The following is a 24,133-nucleotide window of genomic DNA, read 5'->3' as shown; positions in this document are numbered from 1 at the left end:
GAGCCGGCACCACCACCTACGCCGACCCCGAGAACGGCATCGTCGGCATCCTGCTCACCCAGACCGGGATGTCCACCCCCGATTCGGCGAACGCCATCCACGACTTCTGGACCACCCTCTACCAGGCCATCGACAACTGACCCGCCTACCTGGTCGAGATCGCTCCGGCCTTCGACGCCACCACGTTCCGCGATCACCTTTGTCTCCTCCAGCGCGGCCGACGAGCACGCGCGCCGCCTGCTCACCCAGGGCCTGTACCACGCCGACCGCATCATGGCTGGAGGCGCTTCTCAGGCGGCCAAGCCCAGGTCCAGGTGGGTTTCCATGTCGATTGGGATAGTGCCGTACAGGTTGGCGTGCGACCAGAAGAGCGGACTGAGCGCGCGCCGGTCGGCGTCGGTGAGCCGCTCAGCCCAGGTCGGGTCCTTGAGAAGCGACTGAACCAGGACGGTGTGACGAACACCCTGATGCTCCAGGACGTCCTCGCCGACCCCGCATGGGCCCAGTTGCTCAAGCCCGCCGACCGCCGCGGGCTGACCCCGCTGTTCTGGCAGCACGTCCAGCCCTACGGCGAGGTACGGCTGGACGTCGCCAAGCGGCTGCCCCTCGGCGGAGACTCGGCGTCGGGCCAGTCCGCGGCCGGCGTCGGCGCGGGCGGGATCGAACGCGGGTGGAATCGGGCGTTCGCAGGCGGCCGCGGCCTCGGCGATGTCTGTCACGGTGGGCTGCCAGCCGCGGTGGGAGAGCGAGGCGTTGAGGCTCTCGGTGGGGCCGCCGTGCCACAGGTCGACGAGTTCGGCGGAGATGTCCGCGCGGGCGCTGCGGAGCAGCTCGGAGTCCTTCATGTGATCCAGGGCGAGCATGGACAGCGCGATACTTAACATCTTCGAGCACTTTGCCGTTGACCTGCGTGACCACCCCGCCGACCGACATGCAGGTCGTGCTGCGCCGCTGAGCGGTATCGGTCACGGGCTGGTGTTCGGCTTGGGCGGCGGCCGCGATCTGCCCGGCTCCTCGGTGTCGGTGTCCAACTCGTTCATCACGATGGCCCTCAGCGCGCTCGGGCGCCGAGCACCCGCTCCCGTTCGGCGAGCGGGTGCTCGTACCGCGGTGTTCATAGGCTGTTGCCGGGCAGAAGCAGGGCATGGGTGTTGGGACCAGTTTGGGACAACACGCTGTTCATGTAAGGGCGCAACGCTCGGGTCGGCGAACATTGGGCTCGGTTTCATATGTGGTTTGACGTGCGGAAACGTCTACTCCAACGTTCTGGGGGTCAAGGGGTCGCAGGTCAAATCCTGTCGTCCCGACGGTTGGGCAAAGCCCGTCAATTGGAGTGTTCTCCAAGGTGACGGGCTTTCCTCGTTTCCAGCGGTCGATCATCCACTGCCTTTGATCAACCAGAGCTGGGAACCACTTGGGGACCACCCGGGCCCTGGGGGGGCGCAGATGCACACTCGGCGCCGTGCCGGCGTCGGTGACCGCGCGCAGGTCCGGATGCAGGTAGCGCTGCGTCGTGGTCAGGGACCCATGTCCGGCGATCTTGCGCAGGACATGGATCGGGACACCGGCATCGGCCATCCGGGTCAGGCCGGTGTGGCGTAGATCGTGGCGGCGGAGGTGCTCGTGGCCCAGGTTGGCGACGACCTCGTCCCAGTGTGTGGCGTCTCTCAGTACGGCCGTGGTGATGCGGCCGCCTCTGGGGCCGGTGAACAGCCGCGCGGCCGGCTCCTCGCCGGTGGTCTCCATCCGTCTCAGGACCAGTTCCCGGACCTCGGCGATGATCGGCGCCTTGCGGGCTCGCTTGCCCTTGGTTCCCTTGTCCACGAGGCCGCCGGGGCTCGGTGTGGTCTGCCTGCGCAGGGTCCAGGTCCACGTGCCCGTGTCGATGTCGCCCGTGCGGACCCCGGACACTTCGCCGATGCGCGCCGCCGTGCACGAGGCGAAGATCACGACGTCGCCCCAGCCCGGGTAGGCGCTGGTCGAGCGCGCCACGAGCGTACGGCCAGCCGCCCAGCAGCCCGGACGACCGCCGTCCCGCAGAGCGGTGTACTTCTTCAGTCCACGCAGCCCCATTCGTCACGCGAAGATCGTTGATCCACCACTCGGCGGGACACCATCTTCGGTGACGGCAAAGTGGTCGCGACCGACTTGTGGGACTTCCAAGTGGGAGAGGCTGGCATCCGCGATATCTGCATCCGCAGGAGATCAGCGGCCGGGCCGCGTCATTCCGGCCTTCGCGGCTCCCGTCCTGCGCCCCCGAGCCGTCACCATGACTCCTGCCAGCTCCCTTCAGGGATTCGGTAGAGAGCCCTGGTCGAGGAAGCGCCCGGTGATCCGGCCGACCATGCACAACATGAGGTGCAGACACCGGCTCAGGTCGAGCGGATCGCCGAGCGCGCCGAAACCGAACAGCGTCAGCATGCTGAGCAGGAGAGCCACCATAAGCCCCGAGGCGCCGAACAGGAACGGCGCGAGCGGATCGGCCGGCTCCAGTTGGCCCGCGCATCTGACGGAGGCGGCCTTGAGGCCCGCCGGGCCCCGGCACCGGCGAAGCCTCATCCCACAGGACGGCTCACGACGGGTGAGGTGTCCATGCGCCAGGCCTGCCGCAGGATGACGGCAAGGCACACCACTTCCACGGCGGCCAGGAGCAGGTAGTGGGGTTTCGCCGATCCGCCGCCGATGATGAACGCCGCGGTCAGCGGGACCGCCACCAAGGTGACCCGCCGGGTCACCGCCGGTTTCAACACACGCGACAACACCACCATCACGATCGGGATCTCGACCATGACCGCGGATCCCACCAGGAGCAGCGGGGTGACGGGAACGCCCTCTGCATGCCCCGCCATGAGCCCCCGCAGAAATCCGGCGTTCAGGAAACTGAGGACATCCGCGTAAAGCATGGTGAACATGACGACGATCCACAGGGTGGAGAGTCTTGCTCGCACGTCACTCATTTCGGCCTCGGCGCCTTTCTGGGTCGTTGGACGGGGGCCCGGGGATTCCCGGCCGGTTCCGCGCGGCTGCCGGTGATGACGCAAGCTGCCCGTACCGGTCCTGGGAACAGGCTGGCGCGGCGGGCGGGCGCATCGCTACGGCCGCAGGTCGGCACCCGGATGGCCGAAGGTTGGCGGTACGGGATCTACTTTGGTCGGATTCCGCTGGGCCGGGGGCGGTCGTACCCTTGGGTCGTGACGACCCCGGCAGGCCTGGACCATCGGATCCTGCTCCCCGCCAGCGCGCTCAGCGGCCCCGAGCCCGCCCCGGCGCGCCCGGCCGGACGCACCAGGCGCGACTGGGCGGCCGACGTGGCGTTGTTCCTGCTGGCCATCGGTCTCACGACGCTCGGCGTGGTGGAAGGCCTCGGCCAGCATCCCGCACCGGTGCCGTTCGCGGTGGACGCCGCCCTCGGCGGGCTGAGCTGCCTGGGGGTGTGGCTGCGCCGGCGCCGGCCGGTCGGCTTCGCGGCGGTTGCGGTGGCCTTCAGCGTCTATTCGATGTCGGCCGCGGGGGTGGCGCTGATCGCGCTGTTCACCGTCGCGGCGCACCGGCGCGTGGCGGTGGCCGGCCCGATCGTGGCCGGGTGCGTGCTGGTGCCGTTCCTGACGTCGCTGGTCCGGCCGGACGTCCCGGTGCCGCCCTGGTGGCAGGTCCTGCTGGGCTTCGCCTGCATCGCCGCGGTGCTCGCCTGGGGGATGTTCGTGCGAGCCCGGCGGCAGTCCCTGCGCGAACGGGCCCGGCGGGTCGAATCCGAGCGGGAACTGCACCTCGCCCAGGTCCGCCAGTCCGAACGCGACCGGATCGCCCGGGAGATGCACGATGTGCTCGCCCACCGCCTGTCCCTGCTCAGCCTGCACGCCGGGGCGCTGGAGCTTCGTCCCGACGCCGCGCCCGAGGAGGTCGCCCGGGCCGCCGGGGTGATCCGCGACAGCGCGCACCGGGCGGTGGAGGATCTGCGCGAGGTCATCGGCATGCTCCGCGCCGGCCTCGACCGGTCCGAGGAGGGGCCGGAGCGGCCCCAGCCCACCCTGGCCGATCTTCCCGACCTGGTCGATCAGTCACGGCGCGCGGGCATGCGGGTGCTGCTCGACTGCCGGGTGGGGGAACCGGCGGCGGCGCCCGCGGCGATCGGGCGCGGCGCGTACCGGATCGTGCAGGAAGGGCTGACCAATGCCCGCAAGCACGGCCGCGACGGCCAGGTGTCGGTGGCCGTCGGCGGGGCGGCGGGGGAGGGGCTGACGGTCGAGGTGCGCAACCCGGCCGGCGCCACCGCCGTCGCCGGGATCCCGGGCGGCGGCAGTGGCCTGATCGGCCTGGCCGAGCGGGCCGGCCTGGCCGGTGGACGGCTGGAGTACGGCCCGACCGCCGCGAGCGAGTTCCGGCTGTGGGCATGGCTGCCGTGGCCGAGGTGAACGCCGCGATCCGGGTTCTCATCGTGGACGACGACCCGCTGGTACGGGCCGGCCTGGCGATGATCATCGGCGGTTCGCCCGAGCTGAGCGTGGTGGGCGAGGCGGCCTGCGGAGCCGAGGTGCCCGCCGCGGTGGAGGCCTGCGCCCCGGACGTGGTGCTGATGGACATCCGCATGCCCGTGCTGGACGGCCTGGCCGCCACCGAGGTGCTGCGTGCCCGGCCCGATCCGCCCGAGGTCATCGTGCTGACGACCTTCGACGCCGACGAGTACGTGCTGCGCGCCCTGCGCGCCGGGGCCAGCGGCTTCCTGCTCAAGCACACGCCGCCCGCCGAGATCCTGCGCGCGATCGTACGGGTGTCGGCCGGGGAGCCCATCTTGTCGCCGACGGTGACCCGCCAGTTGATCGCCCACGTCGCCGACACCGGCGCCGCCGCCCGGCGGCAGCACGCCGTACGCGTGCTGAGCCTGCTCAGCGAACGGGAACGGGAGGTGGCCGTCGCCGTGGGCCGGGGCAGGTCCAACGCCGAGATCAGCAGCGAGTTGTTCATGAGCATCGCGACCGTGAAGGCTCACATCTCGCGCATTCTCGACAAGCTCGACCTCAACAACCGCACCCAGATCGCCCTGCTCGCCCACGACGCCGGCCTGACCGGCTGAACTTCACCCCGGCGGCAGCTGACCTTCGAACCCGAGGAGTCCCACTCGGGTCCGGCCGCCCGGGAGGGGACCTACTGAGGGGGCCGGTAAGAAACGCGTCAGTGCGCCATGGAAAGCGCTGTTTGTCCGAACGGGGGTGAAAGACCGCCGTCGCCTAGCCGTCGTAGTGGTCGGGTGAAGCAGGAGGCAGCCTGTCCGCCGGCGGTGCCGATTGGACGCGCAACGGCGGCGGCCGCTTGGGGGAAGACACCTTGGCAGGGTGCTTGATCGATTGAGCGCTGAGCCTGGATTCACAACGGTGGACCACGAGCCGACGACAGAGACCTGATCTTGTCGCGCTTCCTCATCCACATACCCGCCGCCCAGGTGGCCGCGTGGACCGGGCACAGTGGGGAGGTCGGCAACGGCGCGGCCAGGGCCGGCCGTCCAGCTGTGCACGCTTCCGCTCGGCATCCAGGGCAAGCCCGTACCGCAGACCCCGACATATGCCGAGGAGGCCGCGTCGCCGCCGCATCCGCGATAATCGACGCATGCGCTTCCAGATCCTCGGGCCCACGATCGCGCTGGGCGAGGACGGCGAGCCCGTCGCGCTCGGCGGCCCCCGGGGGCGGGCCCTGCTCACGCTGCTCGCCCTGCACGCCGGGCGCATCGTAGGTGCGGAGCAGCTGGCGGCGGGCATGTACGGCGCTCGTCCCCCGGAGGGGGTGGCCAACGCGCTGCAGTCGCAGGTGTCCAGGCTGCGCCGATCGCTGGGCAGGGACCTGGTGGAGTTCCATCCGGCCGGGTACCGGCTGATCGCAGACCCGCAGGACGTGGACGCGCGGCGATTCGAGCAGCTCGCGCGGGCGGGCGGGCAGGCGCTGGCCGGCGGTGATCCGGACCGGGCGGCCACGCTGCTGCGGGAGGCGTTGGAGCTGTGGCGGGGCGCTCCGCTGGCCGACGCCCCGCACGCGGAGGCCGCCGCGATGGCGCTGGAGGAGCTGCGGCTGGCCGCCGTCGAGGACCGTGTGCAGGCCGATCTGGACCTGGGCCGGCACCGGGAGCTGGTCGCCGAGCTGAGCTGGCTCATCGCCGCCAATCCGCTGCAGGAGCGGCTGCGGGCCCAGCTCATGCGCGCTCTCTACGGCAGCGGCCGCCAATCCGAGGCGCTGACCGTCTACGACGAGGCCCGGAAGATCCTGGACGAGGAGCTCGGCGTCGAGCCGGGTCCCGAGCTGGCCGCCGCGCACCTGGCCGTGCTGCGGGCCGACCCGGCGTTCGGCGCGTCGGTACCACGCACGGCCGTTCAACGGTACGGGCTGCGGGCGCAGCTCACCAGCTTCGTCGGCCGCGCCGAGGAGCTCGCCCAGGTCGGCGCGAGCCTGCGGGCTGGCAGGCTGATCACGTTGATCGGCCCGGGCGGCGCGGGCAAGACACGGCTCGCGATCGAGGCGGCCGAGCAGGAGCCGGGGGACGTCTGCTTCGTGTCGCTCGCGCCGGTCTCCGACGTCGCGGACGTGCCCAGGGCGGTGCTGGTCGCACTCGGCATCCGCGACGCCCTGCGCACACCGCAGACGGGACCGATCGTGGAGCCGGTCGCGCGGCTGGTCACCGCGCTCGCCGCCCGCGAGCTGCTGCTGGTGCTGGACAACTGCGAACACCTCATCGCGGCCACCGCTGAGCTGGCCGATGTGCTGCTGGCCTCCTGCCCGGGGCTGCGCGTGCTGGCGACCGGCCGGGAGGCGCTGGGCATCACCGGCGAGTCGATCCTGCCCGTGGCGCCGCTGCGGCTGCCGCCGCCCGAGGCGGACGACCCGCTGAACTACCCGGCCGTCCGGCTGTTCGCCGACCGGGCCGCGGCCGTTCAGCCGGGCTTTGCCGTGGATGTGGGCAACGCGGCGCAGGTCGTGCGCATTTGCCGGGCGCTGGACGGGCTGCCGCTGGCCATCGAGCTGGCGGCGGCGCGGCTGCGTACGCTGTCGGTGTCCGACGTGGCGGCGCGGCTGGACGACCGGTTCCGGTTGCTGACCCGCGGCAGCCGTACCGCGCTGCCCCGGCACCAGACGTTGCGCGCGGTCGTGGCATGGAGCTGGGACCTGCTGGACGAGGACGAGCAGCGGCTGATCAGGCGGCTGACCGTGTTCGTGGGCGGCGCGCGGCCCGAGGCGGCCGAGCGGGTATGCGGCCTGCCGGAGGAGGTGCTGTTCTCGCTGGCGGAGAAGTCGCTGGTCGAGTTCGTAGGCGGGCGCTGCCGGATGCTGGAGACCATCCAGGCGTTCTGCGCGGAGCGGCTGGCCGAGTCCGGTGAGGTGGAGGCGATGCGCGACGCGCATGCCGCGTACTACCTGGACCTGGTCGTCTCGGCTGACGCGCGGCTGCGCACGCACGAGCAGCTGGAGTGGCTGGCCAGGCTGGACGAGGAGGGCGACGATCTCAGCGCGGCCGTGCGCTGGGCGACCGAGTCGGGGCAGCTGGAGCCGGCGCTGCGGCTGCTGGCGCACAGCACCTGCTACTGGTGGATGCGCGGCGACCGCACCGCCACCGCCGGTCTGGCCGACGCGCTGCTGACCAGGCTTGGCTCACACCGGTTCGACGGCATGGAGGAGGAGTACGCCATGTGCGTGCTCGTCACCGCCTGGGCCGGAGAGATCGACGACGAGCTGCGTGCCCACCTGCAGGAGGTCCGCGAGCTGCTTCCGCTGACCTACGTGCCGCAGCGAGTCGAGTTCCTGATGATGCTGCTGTCGATGTTTACGGGACCGCCCGGCGACTTCGTGAAGGCTTACGGAGAGGTCATGCGGAAGTCCGCCAGTCTTTCCCCGTGGCAGGCGGCGCTGGCCACGGCCGGCTCGGCGTTCGTGCTCGACGTGCTCGGCGACGTGGAGCAGGCCCTGGCCCATTTCGAGCGGAGCCTGGCCGCGTTCAAGGCTATCGGCGAGCGCTGGGGCACCGTGCTGGTGCTGTCCGGGCTCGGCTCTCTGCACCAGAAGCAGGGCGACCACCGCAGGGCTCACGCCCTGGCCGGTGAGGCGCTGGCGATGGCACGCGAGCTGGGCGCCGGGACGGAGATCGCCGAGGCGCTGTGCCGGCGGGGCGACGCCCTGCTGAGCCTGAGCGAACCGGCGGGCGCGGGGGTCGACTACGAGCTGGCCGCCGAGCTGTCGCGCAGGTACGGCTCCATGGAGACGATGGCCTGGGCGTATCTCGGCATGGGAGAGATGGAGCTGTCACGCGGCGACGTGGCGCAGGCGCGCGCCCTCCTCACCCGGGCCCGTGACGAGTGCCCCGCGGAGTGGTACAGCACCGAGGACACCCGCACACGCATCGACGCCGCGCTGACCGAGATCAGCCGGATGGCCGGCGAACGGTAGGCACGCGATCAGGCGCCCTCTGGACGATGGGTGCCATGAAGAACAAATGGTTCTGTCTGGCCATCGCCTGCCCGGCCACCTTGCTGCTCTCAGTCGGCGGCTCGCGCACGGCGTCCGACCACACAGTATGCCGCCGGTAAGCACGCGGTAGGTGAGTGGTCAGCGGCTGACACCAAGCTCTGGGCATGACTGATTTCGCGAGACCGGCAAATCACGCCACGCCGCCGCCTGCCGTACAGAAGCCACGACTGTGGAAGCGCCCCTGGGTCGTGCCGCTGATGCTGGTGGTGCTCGGCTTCGTCGCGTTCTCCGTTCCGCCCTATGCCTCGCTCGATCCGGCCTTGTCTCGCGTGCCGCCGCCGGAAGGCTTTCCGCTCTACTATGCCTTCCTGGCCGCGCATGTGATGTTCTCCTCGGTGGCGCTGCTGACCTGCGGCTTGCAGGTCTGGCCGTGGTTCCGGGAACGCCACCCGGTCGCACACCGCAGGGTCGGACGCGTGTACATCTTCGGCGGAGCGATACCGGGCGGCCTCGCCGGCTTCGTCGTGGGCGCGGCCACCCCGTACGGCGATGGCGCGCGAGTCAGCAACATGCTGCTCGCGACGCTGTGGATCCTGTTCACCGTCACCGGATTTCGCATGGTCCGGCAGCACAGGTACGCCGATCACCGTCGGTGGATGGTGCGCAGCTTCGCGCTGACCGCCTCGATCATCACCAACCGCCTCTGGGGTCTGGTGATGTTCCTCATTTTCCTGCCCGAGTTCGAGACGACCTACGGCGGGGACATGCAGGAGGTGATCAAGGCGTCCGCCGGCGTGACGACCTGGCTCGGCTGGACCGTCCCCTTGCTGATCGCGGAATGGTGGCTGGTGGAGCGCGGTCGCGCCCGGCGCCGGGCCGACGCCGGGCGGCGCTCTGGGCCGGCGGATCCGCCGATGGACGCCGCAGCGGCGATGACCTCGGGCAAGGTCCCGACCGGGGACGCTCAGGCGCCGTAGGAGACGAACCGGCTGCGGCTATCGGCTGGTTCTTCGGTATCTACAAGCGTGTTGGCCGCGAAGATTGAACCTCTCCGGGTTGGTCGGAGGCCCTGGTGCGCCCCGGGTTGATTTCTGGACTCTTGTCGTCCGGGGATGCCCCCGCACTATCCATCGCCTTGGCCACCCCTGGGACTTTCTCTTCACCTGTAGATCAGCTACCGCCGCGCTCGCGCCGGCCTGTTCTTCTGCGCCTCCGCGGTCATCACGGTCTGGAGCAGGAGCTGGTAGTCGGTGGGGAGTTCGCCAAGGCCGGAGGCCTGCTGCCGATAGGGGATGATCAAAAATCCGGCGCTGGTGGAGGTGCCGGATGTCGGGAGATCGCCAATACCGCGTTCGGCTGTGGCGAGTATCTGGGTAACGACCTGCTCGGCCGCGCTCATCCGCTCCAGTTCGTGCTGGACGTCGGTCAGTTGCTTGGTAGATTGCCGCTCTCCCAGCAAGGAAAATGAAGTCAGTCATGAGACTGCGAAAGCAAAAATCGCGGCGGATCACTTGGATAGTGCCGATGCTGTCGCTCCTGGCGTTGGCCGGGTGTGCCGAGACGGCATCGCCGAAGCCGGCGGCAACGGCGGCGGCCAGGATGGCGTCGGTCGATTGCGACCGGATCGCCGGCAACGGTCGGACGTTCTATGAGAGCAATCCGACGTACACGGATCCCCAGGACGGGAGTGCGGGCTGGTCGCCGACCCCGCCGGAGGAGCAGGGGATGGATTCCACCATGTTATGTACGGGGCTGACCAAGCTCGGGAACAACGCGTCGTTGTTCAGCGTGCTGGTCATCCGACACGAACGTCTCGTGGCCGAGCGGTACTACCACGGCAGTGGCGCACAGCGGAGCAATAACGTCCACTCGGCATCGAAGAGTATTCTGCAGGCGCTGGTCCACATCGCCATCGCGAAGGGCTACATCGGAAGCCTTGACGACCCGGTGGCCGACTATCTGCCGGAGTACTTCGGCAATGCGTCGCCGGATAAGAAAAAGATCACCATCCGACACATGTTGACGATGACGTCGGGTCTCGACTGGACGGAGGATTCGACCGAAAGCCAGGTCGAGAAGGCGTCGAACTGGGTCCAGGCGATTCTTGGCCGTTCGCTCGTGTCCATCCCTGGCACGACGTACAACTACAGCACCGGCAATACACACGTCGTCTCGGCCGTGCTGCAAAAGGCCACTCGCATGAGCACCTGCCAGTTCGCCCACCAGTACCTGTTCGGACCGATGGGCATCACGGCCGAGCATTGGGGCCGTGACCCGCGAGGCATCTTCTCCGGCGGGTACAACGTCTACCTGACGCCACGGGAGATGGCCAAGTTCGGCCTGCTCTATCTGCACGACGGCAAGTGGGTTGGCCAGCCGCTCGTGCCGCGTAGTGCGGTGCGGGCGGCGCAAGCCCAGACCACGCAGGTCGAGGACACATTTGCCTATTCCGAGGGTTGGTGGATGCACACCATCTCCGGACGTTCGATGTACTTTGCCTGGGGATACGGCGGGCAGTTCATCTACGTAATCCCCAGTGCGGACATCGTGCTCGTGACCAGCGAGAACACCAGTAATAACAAGGAGATCAACTCAAGGGCGTTCATTCGCGACTACCTGCTGCCCTCTATAACCGGACCCTGATCTCGGTGCCTCCGCACGGCGGTCGGGGCGTGTGCGGCTCGAGCTCGATGAGCAGGTTGCGGGCCTGGTGCGCGACTCAGGCGCTGGTCGGATGTGCTGTGACTCCCATGATGTGTATGGCTCGGATGGCGTGGTTGATGAAGAACAGTACGTAGAGCCGTTTCAGGAAGACGGTGTCGACGTGGAAGAGGTCGCAGGCCCAGATGCCGGAGGCCTGCGCCTTGAGGAACTGGTTCCGGGTCGGGCCGGTACGGCGTGGCGCCGGTTCGAGGCCGGCTCGTTTGAGGATGTCGCGAACCGTGCTCGGCGGCACCCGAAGACCTACACCGGCCGGCTCGCCGCTGATGCGTTGGCAGCCCCACAAGGGATTCTCCCGGGCCAGACGCAACACCGCATCCCGGATCGGCACTCGTGTCCGAGGGCGGCCAGGACGCTATAGAGCGAAGATCACCACACCACCAGCAGGATGCCCGTGCTCAGACCATGCTTGAGCCACATAATCACAGGTCAACCACCGCGCCCGACTTTCCGAACCCGCCCAGCATCGCCACCATCCACCGGCAGGTCGCCACGGTGGCCACCGAGCACCCGGGCGCGACGCTCAGGAGTCGCGGCGGGCGTTCCTTCGCGGCGCGATGAAGACGGCCCAGGCGGCCACACCCAGGGCCGGACCGAAGGACGAACCTAGCCCGACTCCGTAAGTGAGGTTGTCGAAGAAACCTCCGACGACGACGCCGACGAGGAGGCCGAAGGCAGCGCCAAATGCGATCCAGATCCCGAGATTTGCCCAGATCCCGAGACCTTCGGCGGGCGGGGGCGTGTTGTTGTTCGTCATTGCATCTCTCCCAAGGACGGGGGCGGACAGGGCTGACAGTCTGGCGGCCCATCACGGCGGATGTTGGCGTTCGCGTTGTCCGGTGTCCGGAGCGGCCGAGTGCCCGCCGCGCCTACGCCGTGGCACGGCGGATGAGCCTGTACCCGCCGACCGCGAACGCGGCGGCCACCAGGACCGGCCAGCCGGCGAGCAGCGCCATGGGGGACTGGTCGAGCAACCAGCGGCCGATCGCGTGCCATCGCCCGGTCCACGTGATCAGCGCGGCGGCCAGCCCGAGCGCTGTGAACGCCAGGGTGAGGCTGGCCAGGACGCCGGTGGTGCCCCAGCGCAGGTGCAACGTGCCGAGCAGGATCCCGAGGTGGGTCATGACCAGCATGGGTACCGCGTACCCGAGCAGGAGCAGCACTGGGTTGGCGTCATTCATGAACGGCAGGTCGAAGAAGCGCATCCGCATCCCCCAGTAGCCGGTGGCCTGTTCCACGGCGCGCAGCAGGCAGAGCACCAGCGCGTAGAGCACCGACTGGACGACCGCGAGCAGCGACCAGGCCAGGTAGAACTCCCGGCGGGTCACGCTCATGCCCAGCGCGTAGGGGAAGATCTGGGTGACCGAGATGGTGGCCATCCCGATCACGATGCCGCACAGGCTGATCAGGCCGCCGGTGGTCGTCACGCCGTCGCCTGGGTCGTAGTTCGCCATGACGCTCAACAGGTTGATGCCGAACGTGACGGCCACCATGCTCCACGTCCAGCCCAGGATCTGCGGCCAGGCCGGCATCTGGAGACGGGCCACCTGACGGATGCGGTTCATCGTGCGGCCTCCCGGTCCGCCGGCGCCGTTGTCGTCGGCGGTACGGTCAGGCGGACCACGAGTTGCTGCAGCGACAGCGGCTCCAGCTCGACGTTCAGCGTCTGCGCGAGCGCCTTCGCGTGTGGTCCGAGCCCATCGAGGATGGTCGACCGGACCAGGCCGCTCAACCGCTCGCGGTGCAACTCGGTGCGTCCGGCCGCGAACCCGTCCACGGCCTCCGCCCGACCGGTGGCCGCCACCGCCCGCCCGCGCAGGTCGTCGGCGTCCTCATCGAGCAGCAGCCGGCCACGGTCGATGAGCAGCACCCGCTCGACCAGATCGCTCACCTCGTCGATGAGGTGGGTGGACAGCACCACGGTGCGGGGATGCCCGGCGTAGTCGGCGAGCAGGCGGTCGTAGAAAAGCTGCCGGGCGGCCGGATCGAGCCCGAGGTACGGCTCGTCGAAGAACGTCAGGGGCGCCCGCGCGGCCAGCCCGACGGTCACGCCGAGGGCCGACAGCATGCCCCGCGAGAGCCTGCGGACCAGCCGCCCGGCCGGTAGCTGGAAGTCCGCGGCGAGGCCGTGCGCGAACGTGTCGTCCCAGTTCGCAAACAGCCGGCGTGCGGTGTGAAAGACGTGGCGCACGGTGTAGACGTGGGGGTAGCGCTGGCTCTCCCGGACGAAACAGACCTTCGACAGGACGGCCGGGTTCTCCACCGGTGGCGCGTCGAAGACCGACACGTTCCCCGACGACGCGAACGCCTGCCCGGTGAGGATCTGCATCAGGGTGGTCTTGCCCGCCCCGTTGCGCCCGAGCAGGCCGTAGATCGTGTGCTCGGCCAGCGCGAAGCTCACGTCGTCGAGCGCCGTGACGTCACCAAAGCGCTTGGTCACCCCGTGTGCGGTTAGTACCGCTGTCATCCCAGGTCCTTCCCGACAACCGCACCGAATGAATCGATCATCTTCATCAGCTCGTCGTGGCCGATGCCGAGCTTGCGGGCCTCGGCGAGCAGGGGTTCCACGTACTGTTCGGTGAACCGTTCCCGTCGCCGCTCGCGCAGCCGGGCCCGGGCGCCACCGGCGACGAACATGCCGATGCCGCGTCGCTTGTAGAGCGTTCCCTCCGACACGAGCTGGTTGACGCCCTTGGCCGCGGTGGCCGGGTTGATCCGGTGAAAGGCGGCAAGCTCGTTGGTGGACGGGACCTGGGCCTCCTCCACCAGCGACCCGTCGATGATCGAGTTCTCGATCAGCTCGGCGATCTGAAGGAAGATCGGTCGGTCGTGGTCCATCGCTGGCTTAGCCGCCCAACTGGTTAGCTACATGTGTAACTAACCATGCAACCTTGTGCCGCGGCTGTCAAGCCGCCCGGCGTCTCGCGACCTCAGCCGACGGCGGCGCCGGGACCCGTTTCCCGTTCCAGGAAAGGCGGGGGATGCGTGGGCGCAGCGGACGCTGTGATCGGGCCGTACGGCTGGCGGCGCCGTGCGCACCTGGGGCAGAGTGGACGCAGACACCGACACCGACACGAGGAACGGTGGCCGACCAGGACGAGCCCACCTGCCGTCGGTCCCGGCGACAGCGGCGGGAACGAGGCGTCGAAGCACTGCGGGCTCCTGAGGTTTCGGGGGATGGACAGAGCGAGACGAGTGCAGCCAGGCTTATTCGCCGATCTTCTTGGCGTACAGGGTGATCAGCGTGTCCGCGCTGACCCTCTTCCCCGCGGCAGGTGACTGCCTGGTGACGACCCAGTTGCGGTCGAACACCTGCAGCCGGCCCCGCCCGGTGGCGTCCTTATCGTTCAGCACGTAGAAGCCCGCTGCCTGCAGCGTGTCCTGGCCCTTTTGGAGGTTCATGCCGACCACGTCTGGCAGCTTCTTCTTCTCGACCGTGGTGCCGCTCGGGGTCTGCTCTTGCTTGGGCGGGTCGGTGTCGTCGGGGCTGCTGGCGGCGGACGGTGTGGCTTGAACGGTCGCGGTCACTGTTTGGATCGGGGCGGCTTGCGGGGTGCTGGCTCCGCATGCGGTGAGGCAGACGGTGGCGAGGACGGCTAGAGCGGACTGCTTGAGCAACGGGCGCTCCTGCGGCTTGGGGGTGGACCGTGACAGGAGATGAGACGGCGAAATGTGTGATCGGGTTGTCACGCAGCGCTGTCCGAATCTGGACATGCAGAAAAAGGCCTGCGTTCGTCGTGCCCGCAATCTTGTCAGCCTGCGATCGGGTTCTGTGTCCTGGGGATGGGTGCCCGGCCGGACGCCCCCGCCCGGCTTGAACGGGCAGGGGCGTTGCCAACGTCGAGGCGAGCTGGATCGGTACGTGATGAGGGTGCGCAGCAGGTCAAGGATCGCGGCGGCAAGAGCACGGTCAATCACGTCGACCAGTTGCTCGCCCAGAGCATGCGCTGAGCTGGGCACCCCGCGCGAAACCACCCTCATCTCAATAGGCGTTACGGAAACTACCGACAAAGGGGGACGCCGTTGCGCGGACGGCCACCGCTCTCACTGACCTGCATAAACGAGATGGCTTAGAAGTCCTGACAGAATGATCAGCGGTTAAGGCGTCGCCAGCAGATGATCGGGGCGGCGAGGGTCATGAAGGCTTCGTGGATGTCGTCGCGGATTTCCCAGCGGATGCGCAGGCGGCGGAACCAGTGCAGCAGCGCGATCGTCTGCTCGATCACCCACCGGTGCACGCCCAGGCCGGAGCCGTGCTCCGGCGGGCGATGACCGGCTTGACCCCGGTGGCCCAGACCAGCCGCCGGTACTTGTCGTGGTCGTACCCCCTGTCGGCGTACAGCACCTGGGGCCGCTGGCGGGATCGCCCGCAGCAGCGGCATGACCTGGGTGACGTCGTTGCGGTTGCCGCCGGTCAGGGTGAAGGCGAGGGGGGATGCCGTTGCCGTCGGCGATGACGTGGCGCTTGGAGCCCGGCTTGCCGCGATCGACCGGGCTCGGCCCCGTTTTGGGCCGCCCTTCAGCGCCGCCGTCTGAGCCGCGTCCCGAGCACGTCACGGTGGTCGCACGTGCAGAGAACTCCGCGTCCCGGGACCGGCGCCAAGGTCACCATCGACCTGGCCGGCACCTCGCTCTCGCTGCCGCTGATCACCGGCGCCCCCCGCCGGCGGTCGCGACCGTTCGCATGACGGCTCGTCTGGAACGTAGCAGCCGCAGGTGATCCCGTTCTCGGCGGCGGAAGATCATCAGTTTGCCGGCAACGTCAGTCCGGCCGAGCTTCGCCTGTTGTCCACCGATCGGTGGACAGCAGGTTCAACCCATCGCTGCTGCCGCGGTGAGGGGCCTGACGAGCAATATCGTCGGCATGAGGAATTTTCCCGTGACGACGGCTCGCTGGAGCGCGCACCACCCGTGGCGCGCGATCATCGGCTGGATCGTCTTCGTCGTCCTGTGCCTCGGCGCCGGGATCGCGCTCGGATCCAACCAGGCGACCACCCGGGACTTCCGGGTCGGTGAGGCCGGCCGTGCCGAGACCATCGCCGAGCAGGCCGGCCTGCAACGCGAACCCACCGACCACATCTTGATCACTGCCCGGCAAGGACCGCTGGCCGCATCCTCGGCCAGGGCCGCCGCCGCGGACATCGTCGCCGCGATGCGCCGCCTGCCCGAGGTGAACCGGGTCGGCGCGCCCGTCGCGTCCCGAGACGGTACGGCTCTGCGGGTCCCGGTGGTGCTCAACGGCCCCGAGCTGGAGGGCAAGAAGAACGTCGTCCCGCTGCTGGCGCAGACCGAACAGATCGCCGCGGCGTACCCCGGCCTGAGGATCGAGGAGACCGGCTCGCCCGCCATCAGCAAGGGCGTCAACGATCAGCGTGACGATGATCTCGCGCTCTCCGAGAAGATCACGTTGCCGGTCACGGTGATCACCCTGCTGGGCGTTTTCGGGTCGATCGTGATGGCCGCCGTTCCGCTGGTGCTGGCGCTCTCCTCGATCGCCGCGGCGCTGGGCCTATCGATGGTCGCTTCGCATCTGCTGCCCGACGCCGGGGTCGGCACGAACATGATTCTGCTGGTCGGCCTGGCCGTCGGCGTCGACTACACACTGTTCTATCTCAAGCGGGAACGCGATGAACGTGCCCATGCCGGCGGACGGTTGAGCGGCGAGGCGCTGGTGGAGCTGGCGGCGGCGACCGCGGGCAGAACCATCGTCACCTCCGGCCTCGCCGTGATCGTCTCCACCGCCACCCTCTACCTGGCCTCGGATGTCATCTTCTCCTCCCTGGCCACCGGCACCATCCTGGTGGTGGCGGTAGCCGTGGCCAGCTCACTGACCGTGCTGCCCGCCCTGCTGGTGAAGCTGGGACGCCGGGCCGAGCGCCGTACCGCGAAGAGGGCCGGACACGGACGCCCCCGCCTGCCCGCCGACCGGCGCACCGATGCTCACGAGCCCGGCCGCCTGCTCGGCCGCCTGCTCCGCCCCGCACAGCGGCATCCCGTCGGCACCCTGGTCGCATCGGTGCTGCTGATGCTGGGACTGGCCACCCCGGCCCTGTCGATCAACCTGATCGATCCAGGCAGAGACACCTTCTCCAGGGACATCCCGGCCATGCAGTCCTACGACCGGCTCACCGCCGCCTACCCGGAAGTCCTGGTCAAGCACGAAGTGGTGGTCCGATCCAGCGCGAAGCAGGCCGCGCAGGTCCGTCAGGGTCTCATCGACCTCGCCGGGCGCTCTCAGTCCGACCCGTTGTTCGCCTCCACCGCCGCCTCGAACACCACCAACGCCGACACCGCGCTCGCCACGGCCACCGGCGTCACGGACCGGCCGGCCGAACCGATCATCCGCATCTCGGCCGACCGCCGCACCGCCGTACTGGAACTGGCCGTCCCTCATCCCGCCCAGGACGCGAAGGCTGTCGCCTCCCTGCGCCACCTGCGCGAGAACTACATCCCCGCGACCGTCGGCAAGATCGGCGGTACGGAGATCGCGGTCAGTGGTGACGTCGCCCGTGGCCAGGACTATGTGCAGCATGAAAGCGGCACGCTGCCCCTGGTCATCGGCGCTCTGCTGCTGCTGACGTTCCTGATGACGCTGCTGGTCTATCGCTCCTGGGTCATCGCACTGCTCGGGGTGCTGCTCAACCTGCTGTCGGCGGGGGCGGCGCTGGGCGCGCTGGTCGTCGTCTTCCAGGGCACCTGGGCCGAGGGGCTGCTCGGCTTCGAGTCGCTCGGCGCGATCGCCTCCCGGGTGCCGCTGTTCCTGTTCGTGATCCTCTTCGGTCTCTCGATGGACTATCAGTTCTTCGTCATCAGCCGGATCAAGGAGGCGATGGATCACGGAATGCCCGCCCGGCAGGCGGCGGTGGAGGGCATCGGCCGCTCGGCCCAGGTGGTGACCAGCGCAGCCGTGGTCATGGTCACGGTCTTCGCCGCCTTCGTCTTCCTGCACCTGACGGAGATGAAGCAGATGGGCTTCTGCCTGGCCCTGGCCGTACTGCTGGACGCCTTCGTGATCAGGCTGCTGATCCTGCCCGCGGCGCTGCGGCTGCTGGGCGAGCGGGCCTGGCCCGGACGGCGCGGCCCGGCCGCCGGCGGCGGCGCCCACCCTGCCACCGTGGTGCCTTTCGCGGAAACCGTACGCTGACCCCCATGCTCAAACGGCCACAGCGCGGCGACCCGTTCTGGATCTGGATGCTCCACTGGTGGGAGGCCTTCTCGTGGGCGATCATCGGCCTGCTGGCCCTGATCACCGCACTGAGCGACCTGCCGCCCGCACCCAAGTACGGATCGCTGGCGCTGATGGCCGGGCTGGGCGCCTGCTGTCTCCTGGTCCGCACCCGCAAGGGAAACCCCACCATGTGGGGGTACGCCTACGTGGCCGTGCTCATCGCCGGCCTCGGCGAACTCGCCTATCTGCGCTCGGGGTACGGAGTGCTGTACACGGTGATGCTCCCGCAGTTCATGATCTACGTGAACGCGCTGGTGCCCGCCATCGTCTCCAGCGGGCTGGGGGCCGCCGCCATCACCATCGGCGGAGCCCTCAGGGTCGGCTGGAACCTGGAGAACCTGACCACCAACACCGTCTCCTCCGCAGCGGTGTGGGCGGTGGCCGTGCTGCTGTCCGTAGCCACTCCCCGGGCCCTGGCACTGCGTGACGAACGGGCCCGGCTGCGGGCTCAGCTCGCGGACGCCCAGCAGGAGCTGGCGCAGGCGCATCGCCGCAGCGGAGCAGCGGAGGAACGCGAGCGGATGGCCAGAGAGATCCATGACACCCTCGCCCAGGGCTTCGCCTCGATCGTGGCCCTGGCGGGGGCGGCGCGGACGAACCTGCGCGAAGATCCCGAACGCGCCACCGACCAGCTCCGGTCCATCGAGCAGACCGCCAGGGAGAACCTGACCGAGGCACGGGCCCTGGTCGGGTCCGCGCCACGCAGCGGCCTCGCTCCTGACCCGATCTCCCACACCTTGCGGCGCACCCTGCGGCGCTTCACCGAGGACACCGGGCTGGTCATGGTGGCCGAGCTACCCGACCTTGAGTGTGATCAGACCGGCCGGATCACCCTGCTGCGCTGCGCCCAGGAATCCCTCGCCAACATCCGCAAGCACGCCGAGGCCACCACCGTGGGCGTCGTGCTCGCGCAGCGGCCGGAGGCCATCGAACTGGAGATCACCGATGACGGCCGCGGGTTCGATACCAGCGAGTCCATCGGGTTCGGCCTGGACGGCATGCGACGGCGGCTGGCCGAACTCGGTGGCGAACTCACCATCACCAGTGCGCCCGGCGCCGGAACCCGGATCCTGGCGGCGATACCTCTGAGGACGAACACTACGTGACCAGCACATCCCAGCACATCCAGCACCGTGTCCGCATCGTGGTCGCCGACGACCACTCGGTGATGCGGGCCGGCGTCCTTGCGCTGCTCGCCCCCGACAGCGGCATCGAGATCGTCGGTGAGGCGGGGAACGGCCGGGAAGCGGTCGAGCTGGTGCTCCGTCTGGAACCGGACCTGGCCGTGCTCGACCTGCGGATGCCCATCATGGATGGAGTAACGGCGACCGCCGAGATCACCGCGGCCCCGGTGCGTACCCGGGTACTGATCCTGACCACGTACGACACCGACACCGAGATCGAACGCGCGGTGGAGGCCGGTGCCGTCGGTTACCTGCTCAAGGACGCCACCCGCGAGCAACTCGCCGACGGCATCCGCGCCGCCTGCCGTGGTGAGACGGTGCTGGCCCCAAGGATCGCCGAACGCCTGGTCGCCCGGATGCGCAGGCCCGCTCAGGTACCCCTGACCGCACGTGAGGAGGAGGTGCTGTCGGCCGTCGCCGACGGCCTGTCCAACGCCGAGATCGGCAAGCGCCTGGTGATCGCGGAAGCCACCGTGAAGACGCACCTGCTGCGGATCTTCGCCAAACTCGACGCCCGCGACCGCACCCACGCAGTAGTGGTCGCCATGGAACGCGGCCTGCTACGGCGTAGCTGAGCACCAAGTCCCCGTGCTCAACCCGGCCAGCGGTGAGTCCTGGGGGAGGAGTACCAGCAGCCGCTCGCGCAGCGCGCGAACAACGCATGCCATCACCATCCAGAGCGCATCCTCGGAGCTACTTGGTCCCGCCCTCGACGACATCGGAACCCGGCCCCCGGTCTGCAGCCGGAGAAAACCAGTGGACGATCCCGGGCGGCCGCCACCAGCATGGGTGGTGATGTACCGAGCATAGATCTACCCCGATCACTGACTGTGATGGTCCCCGGAGCCGCCGGCCCGATGTCGCGACCATCACCCCGTTCAGGCTGTTCACCATCGGCGGCGCCCCTGCCCAACGGCTTGCCGTGCGCTGTCCGCCATTCCAGCTGTGATCGAGGCACAGGCGTCCAGGACGCCGAGAAATGGATTTCTCATGAAACTCCATGAGTACGCGAGGTACGACGCCGTCGGAATCCGGAATCTGATCAGGGCGGGCGAGGTCACCGCCGACGAGGTCGAGACCACTGCCCGGCAGGCTCTGGCCGTGGCGAACGCGCAGGTGAACGGCCTGGCGCTGCCGGTCTTCGCACCCGCGCTCGACCACGCGGCGGACGCGCCGTTCACCGGGGTGCCGTTCCTCATCAAGGACCACGGCCCGGTGGCCGGGGGAGTGCCCTTCACCCTCGGCAGTCACGCTCTGCCGGGCATCGTCGCGGACCACGACACCGATCTCATGGCCCGATTCCGTGCCGCCGGACTGGTCACCTTGGGCCTGACCACCGTGCCGGAGCTGTGCGCCAGCTTCTCCACCGAATCGGTCAGATACGGCCCGACCCGCAACCCGTGGGCTCTGGACAGAGGCGTGGGCGGGTCGAGCGGCGGCGCCGCCGCGCTGGTCGCCGCCGGCGCCGTGCCCGTCGCCCACGGCAGCGATGGGCAAGGCTCCATCCGGATCCCGGCCTCCTGCTGCGGGCTGGTCGGGCTCAAGCCGACCCGAGGCCGGGTCACATGCGGGCCCGACGCGGGGGAGGCGCTGCTCGGCATGGCGTACGAGTTCGTGCTGACGCGCACCGTCCGCGACGCGGCCTGCCTGCTGGACGCCGTGCAGGGACCGGGGATCGGCGACAAGTACACCGCGCCGCCCCCGCGCCGCCCGTACGCGGACGAGATCGGCGCCGACCCGGGCCGGCTGCGGGTGGCGTTGACCACCAGGCCCTGGTCGGGCACGCCGGTCGACGGCCAGGTCGCCGCCGCGGCGGTCCTGACCGGCCAGGTGCTGGAGCAGGCGGGGCACATCGTCCGCGAGTGCGGCCCGCACGTCGATGGGGAGGCCGTCATGCTGGCCGGGATGGCCGAGGCGGTCGCGCTGGCCTCCCTGCTCCTGCTGGCCCCCCGGCAGCCCGACCCGGCCATGATGGAGGCCGTCTCCCGGCAGTTCCTCCACTTGGGCAGGGAGTGCAGCGCACTGGACATGCTGGCCGCGCTCAACGCGCAGAACCGGGTGACCCGATCGGTGAGCGCGTTCCTCGCCGAGTACGACCTGCTCATCACGCCGACGATGGGCCGTCTGCCGGCGCCGCACGGCACCCTGCGCTACGACGACCCCGGCCACACCCTGAGCACCTGGGGGGCGGCGCTGACGGACTATGGGCCGTTCACGGGGCTGTTCAACATCACCGGTCATCCGGCGATCAGTCTGCCGCTCGGCCACAGCGACGACGGGCTGCCGATCGGCGTACAGCTCATCGCCGCCCACGGCCGCGAGGATCTGCTCTTCCAGATCGCCGCCTACCTGGAACAGGCCATGCCGTGGAAGGGCCGGACGCCCCCGGTCTTCGTCGGCAACGCCTGACAACGTTGGGGAGGCACGTGCTCCCCGACCAGCCGGCCCCCGCGCCTACCGCCCGTACCTGCAGCTGCGCCGGACCGACCCGGGCGAAGTGGCCCCGTTCAACCCGCGCGACTGGCTGGAGGTCCACCCGGCACCCTCCGGGGAGCTTCCAGCCGTCCAACAGGGCCTCCGGCACGCCCCAACCCCCTGCTGTCCCGGAGCGCGCCGCTCCGCATCGGTCGCGCGTCCGCCGAGTTGGGTCCGCCACGTTCCATGTGGTGGTGGGCTCTTCCCGTGGCGCTGCTGGTCGGTGCCGCCGGCGTCCGCAGCGATGACCTGCCCCATCTGCATACCTTCGTCAAGGGTCTCGAGCGTGACCACGCCGCCGCCGTGGCCGGACTCACCCTGCCCTACTCCTCCGGTGTCGTCGAAGGCCAGACCCGGATTGCGCGCGAAGGTCACAGTCCAGCAGCGGCTTACGCTGGACCAGCTGGCACACTTCGCGGGTCTATCCGTTGCTTTCGGGGTCGATCACGGAGGCGGCGCGGCGCCTCCGGCAGCCCATGGCCGCGATCGGCATCTGACGACATACCGCCGGTATACCGGCTACTCCTACCGTTTTCCTATGTACTCGTTCAGACGGCTGGCCGTCGCGGGCTTCTTCGGGAAGTGGACCGCAGGCGCGTGGGAGTACGGGCCACGGCTGGACTACAGCGTCCCCGGCCTGGTGCCGGTGGGGGACGCGGCCAAGGCCGGGGACTACACCCTGGCCAAGCAGAGGCTGCTGGAGTACTGCCGCTCGCGCCCGGCGATCGAGGCGGGCGGCTTCACGCACACCACCTGGCCGGGCGCGCTGGAGCTGACGCCCAGCTACATCTGGACGCTGGGGACCGGCGAGGTGTACGTCAAGACGGTGGCGGTCGGCCCGGGGACGACGACGGTCACGGCGGACGTGACGGGCACCATCACCAGCGGCAAGTCCGGATTTTTCCTGATGAGCCGATACAAGGATGCGATCATCGCGTCCGTCAACTCCGGCCATCGTCAAGTCGCCCACGGCGGTGAACGACCTCGCCGTGCGGATCGGCACGGACGGCACCGTGCGCATCGACGGCACCGACCTGACGGCCAGCGTGGATACGACTAAGGCCATCGCCATCGAAGCCCCGGCCGCCACCAAGGTCCTCCTCAACGGCACCCCGGTCCCCTTCGAACGCGCCGGCACCCTCATCTACGCCGCGACGGCCTCCTGACCGAGACGGGGCATGGCCTCTGCCTCGGCGCCTGGCCGTCCGGCGAGAGCGTCTCGCGGCCGACAGCCGTCAGGTCCACGGTGCGGCGGAAGGCCGCAGCGGCGGCTTCCAGGTCCGCGAGCACTTTGCGCCAGCCCGCGGTCTCGTCCTCGTCCATGTCGCCCCAGTTCTGTTCGCCGAACTCGCGGGCGAACTCGCCGACGTGCTCGGCGGTCTCGGCCAGCTTGTTCAGCACGGCCCCGACGCTCATCCCGCCGGAGGGGGCGGTGCGGAACCGGTAGCGCAGCACTGCAACGTTCTCGGAGCTCGGCTCACATGGCGAGGGGACCGGACTGCTCACCGGTCCCGCCGCCTGTAGGTGTCAACCCTCGTGCGATCTGGTGGAGATGAGCGGATCGAGGCGGTCAGCATCTTGGCGGGCAACCCGCCCCGGCTGGAGCGCATCTTGACGATCACCGGCTTACGGGCCGCGTTCTTGGTGGAGGCGTCGCTGGAGGAGGCCATGCCACGCGTGCGGGCACCGTTCCGGTCGAAGGCATTGCTGCAGCGATCCGGCGAGGCCAGCTCGCTCTACAAGCGGTTTCTCTGGGAGCGCACCTGTCGTTGAGGTGCGCGGTGTGGCCTGGCCCGCGTGTCGGAGACCAGGCCGCCGTGTCAGTTTCCGGCTGTGCGTCCGTGCTCGCGTTCGTAGGCGGCGTTGATGCGTAGTGCCTCGGCGAGCTGGTCTTCCAGGATGATGATGCGGCAGGCGGCTTCCACGGGTGTGCCCTGATCGACGAGTTCGCGGGCCCTGGCTGCCAGGCGCAGCTGGTAGCGGGAGTAGCGGCGGTGACCGCCGCCTGAGCGTTTCGGCTCGATCAGGTGGGCGGCGCCCAGAGCCCGCAGGAACGTGGCGGTGACGCCGAGCATCTCGGCGG

The 24,133-nt window shown here is 69.4% G+C and carries 24 protein-coding genes and 1 pseudogene; 11 read left to right on the top strand and 14 right to left on the bottom strand.

Annotation, left to right across the window (positions count from 1 at the left end; genetic code table 11):
* Positions 1-290: 290 nt before the first annotated feature.
* The 4 genes from ABEA43_RS66145 to ABEA43_RS66130 all read right to left on the bottom strand — a co-directional run bounded on the left by ABEA43_RS66145 (position 291) and on the right by ABEA43_RS66130 (position 3,041).
* Entirely contained in the window at positions 291-863 is a 573-nt protein-coding gene (locus tag ABEA43_RS66145) for a hypothetical protein (protein WP_345580656.1), read from the bottom strand.
* A gap of 316 nt (positions 864-1,179) precedes the next feature.
* Positions 1,180-1,992, bottom strand: a complete 813-nt coding sequence (locus ABEA43_RS66140; RefSeq protein WP_345580653.1) for a tyrosine-type recombinase/integrase — start codon at positions 1,990-1,992, stop codon at positions 1,180-1,182.
* 297 nt (positions 1,993-2,289) lie between these two features.
* Entirely contained in the window at positions 2,290-2,421 is a 132-nt protein-coding gene (locus tag ABEA43_RS66135; RefSeq protein WP_345580651.1) for a hypothetical protein, read from the bottom strand.
* 134 nt (positions 2,422-2,555) lie between these two features.
* Positions 2,556-3,041 (bottom strand): DUF6326 family protein, encoded by a 486-nt coding sequence (locus ABEA43_RS66130; RefSeq protein ID WP_345580648.1) that lies wholly within the window; start codon positions 3,039-3,041, stop codon positions 2,556-2,558.
* A gap of 150 nt (positions 3,042-3,191) precedes the next feature.
* Here ABEA43_RS66130 and ABEA43_RS66125 point away from each other — a divergent pair, with 150 nt between their 5' ends.
* From ABEA43_RS66125 to ABEA43_RS66110, 4 genes are all read left to right on the top strand, one after another.
* Positions 3,192-4,412 (top strand): sensor histidine kinase, encoded by a 1,221-nt coding sequence (locus ABEA43_RS66125; RefSeq protein WP_345580645.1) that lies wholly within the window; start codon positions 3,192-3,194, stop codon positions 4,410-4,412.
* Positions 4,391-5,071 carry a response regulator gene (locus ABEA43_RS66120; protein ID WP_345580642.1) on the top strand — a complete coding sequence of 227 codons (681 nt, stop codon included), beginning with the start codon at positions 4,391-4,393 and terminating at the stop codon, positions 5,069-5,071. The genes ABEA43_RS66125 and ABEA43_RS66120 overlap by 22 nt, the downstream gene beginning before the upstream one ends.
* Before the next feature lie 530 nt (positions 5,072-5,601).
* Complete coding sequence (locus ABEA43_RS66115) at positions 5,602-8,421, top strand: ATP-binding protein (RefSeq protein WP_345580639.1); 2,820 nt, start codon at positions 5,602-5,604, stop codon at positions 8,419-8,421.
* Positions 8,422-8,606: 185 nt separating this feature from the next.
* The gene (locus ABEA43_RS66110) at positions 8,607-9,419 is read left to right on the top strand and encodes a DUF2306 domain-containing protein (protein WP_345580636.1); all 813 of its coding nucleotides are present in this window, start codon (positions 8,607-8,609) and stop codon (positions 9,417-9,419) included.
* Between the two features lie 197 nt (positions 9,420-9,616).
* Here ABEA43_RS66110 and ABEA43_RS66105 read toward each other — a convergent pair whose 3' ends face one another.
* Positions 9,617-9,901 carry a hypothetical protein gene (locus tag ABEA43_RS66105; RefSeq protein ID WP_345580633.1) on the bottom strand — a complete coding sequence of 95 codons (285 nt, stop codon included), beginning with the start codon at positions 9,899-9,901 and terminating at the stop codon, positions 9,617-9,619.
* A 65-nt stretch (positions 9,902-9,966) separates the two neighbouring features.
* Between ABEA43_RS66105 and ABEA43_RS66100 the strand changes: the two genes are divergently transcribed.
* The gene (locus ABEA43_RS66100; protein WP_345580630.1) at positions 9,967-11,085 is read left to right on the top strand and encodes a serine hydrolase domain-containing protein; all 1,119 of its coding nucleotides are present in this window, start codon (positions 9,967-9,969) and stop codon (positions 11,083-11,085) included.
* Between the two features lie 76 nt (positions 11,086-11,161).
* Here the strand turns inward: ABEA43_RS66100 and ABEA43_RS66095 are convergent, their stop codons facing one another.
* From ABEA43_RS66095 to ABEA43_RS66065, 7 genes and pseudogenes are all read right to left on the bottom strand, one after another.
* Entirely contained in the window at positions 11,162-11,476 is a 315-nt protein-coding gene (locus ABEA43_RS66095; RefSeq protein WP_345580627.1) for a hypothetical protein, read from the bottom strand.
* A 210-nt stretch (positions 11,477-11,686) separates the two neighbouring features.
* Positions 11,687-11,920: a hypothetical protein gene (locus tag ABEA43_RS66090; protein ID WP_345580624.1), complete on the bottom strand. Its 234-nt coding sequence runs from the start codon at positions 11,918-11,920 to the stop codon at positions 11,687-11,689.
* A gap of 112 nt (positions 11,921-12,032) precedes the next feature.
* Positions 12,033-12,728, bottom strand: coding sequence for a hypothetical protein (locus tag ABEA43_RS66085; RefSeq protein ID WP_345580621.1), 696 nt, complete (start codon positions 12,726-12,728; stop codon positions 12,033-12,035).
* Positions 12,725-13,630, bottom strand: coding sequence for an ABC transporter ATP-binding protein (locus ABEA43_RS66080; protein WP_345580618.1), 906 nt, complete (start codon positions 13,628-13,630; stop codon positions 12,725-12,727). Before ABEA43_RS66080 ends, ABEA43_RS66085 begins: the two co-directional genes overlap by 4 nt.
* The gene (locus ABEA43_RS66075; protein ID WP_345580615.1) at positions 13,627-14,001 is read right to left on the bottom strand and encodes a GntR family transcriptional regulator; all 375 of its coding nucleotides are present in this window, start codon (positions 13,999-14,001) and stop codon (positions 13,627-13,629) included. Before ABEA43_RS66075 ends, ABEA43_RS66080 begins: the two co-directional genes overlap by 4 nt.
* 369 nt (positions 14,002-14,370) lie before the next feature.
* Complete coding sequence (locus ABEA43_RS66070) at positions 14,371-14,781, bottom strand: PASTA domain-containing protein (protein WP_345580612.1); 411 nt, start codon at positions 14,779-14,781, stop codon at positions 14,371-14,373.
* A 473-nt stretch (positions 14,782-15,254) separates the two neighbouring features.
* Positions 15,255-15,672, bottom strand: a pseudogene (locus ABEA43_RS66065) (IS5 family transposase); the annotation flags it as partial.
* A 355-nt stretch (positions 15,673-16,027) separates the two neighbouring features.
* Between ABEA43_RS66065 and ABEA43_RS66060 the strand changes: the two are divergent.
* The 5 genes from ABEA43_RS66060 (at position 16,028) to ABEA43_RS66040 (ending at position 23,110) form a co-directional block, all read left to right on the top strand.
* Complete coding sequence (locus ABEA43_RS66060) at positions 16,028-18,307, top strand: MMPL family transporter (RefSeq protein ID WP_345580609.1); 2,280 nt, start codon at positions 16,028-16,030, stop codon at positions 18,305-18,307.
* Positions 18,308-18,312: 5 nt separating this feature from the next.
* The gene (locus ABEA43_RS66055) at positions 18,313-19,497 is read left to right on the top strand and encodes a sensor histidine kinase (protein WP_345580606.1); all 1,185 of its coding nucleotides are present in this window, start codon (positions 18,313-18,315) and stop codon (positions 19,495-19,497) included.
* Positions 19,494-20,150 (top strand): response regulator, encoded by a 657-nt coding sequence (locus tag ABEA43_RS66050; protein ID WP_345580603.1) that lies wholly within the window; start codon positions 19,494-19,496, stop codon positions 20,148-20,150. Before ABEA43_RS66055 ends, ABEA43_RS66050 begins: the two co-directional genes overlap by 4 nt.
* A gap of 415 nt (positions 20,151-20,565) precedes the next feature.
* Complete coding sequence (locus tag ABEA43_RS66045; RefSeq protein ID WP_345580600.1) at positions 20,566-21,984, top strand: amidase; 1,419 nt, start codon at positions 20,566-20,568, stop codon at positions 21,982-21,984.
* Positions 21,985-22,588: 604 nt separating this feature from the next.
* Positions 22,589-23,110: a hypothetical protein gene (locus ABEA43_RS66040; RefSeq protein WP_345580659.1), complete on the top strand. Its 522-nt coding sequence runs from the start codon at positions 22,589-22,591 to the stop codon at positions 23,108-23,110.
* An 80-nt stretch (positions 23,111-23,190) separates the two neighbouring features.
* Here the strand turns inward: ABEA43_RS66040 and ABEA43_RS66030 are convergent, their stop codons facing one another.
* The gene (locus ABEA43_RS66030) at positions 23,191-23,505 is read right to left on the bottom strand and encodes a hypothetical protein (protein ID WP_345580595.1); all 315 of its coding nucleotides are present in this window, start codon (positions 23,503-23,505) and stop codon (positions 23,191-23,193) included.
* 81 nt (positions 23,506-23,586) lie between these two features.
* Here ABEA43_RS66030 and ABEA43_RS66025 point away from each other — a divergent pair, with 81 nt between their 5' ends.
* Positions 23,587-23,823, top strand: coding sequence for a hypothetical protein (locus tag ABEA43_RS66025; RefSeq protein WP_345580592.1), 237 nt, complete (start codon positions 23,587-23,589; stop codon positions 23,821-23,823).
* Positions 23,824-23,870: 47 nt separating this feature from the next.
* Here the strand turns inward: ABEA43_RS66025 and ABEA43_RS66020 are convergent.
* Positions 23,871-24,133 (bottom strand): MerR family transcriptional regulator (locus ABEA43_RS66020; protein WP_345580589.1); only part of this gene is annotated, 263 nt, incomplete at its 5' end.

The organism is Nonomuraea rosea, from assembly GCF_039539705.1.
Lineage (GTDB): Bacteria > Actinomycetota > Actinomycetes > Streptosporangiales > Streptosporangiaceae > Nonomuraea > Nonomuraea rosea.
This window is presented reverse-complemented; position numbering and strand designations above follow the sequence as displayed.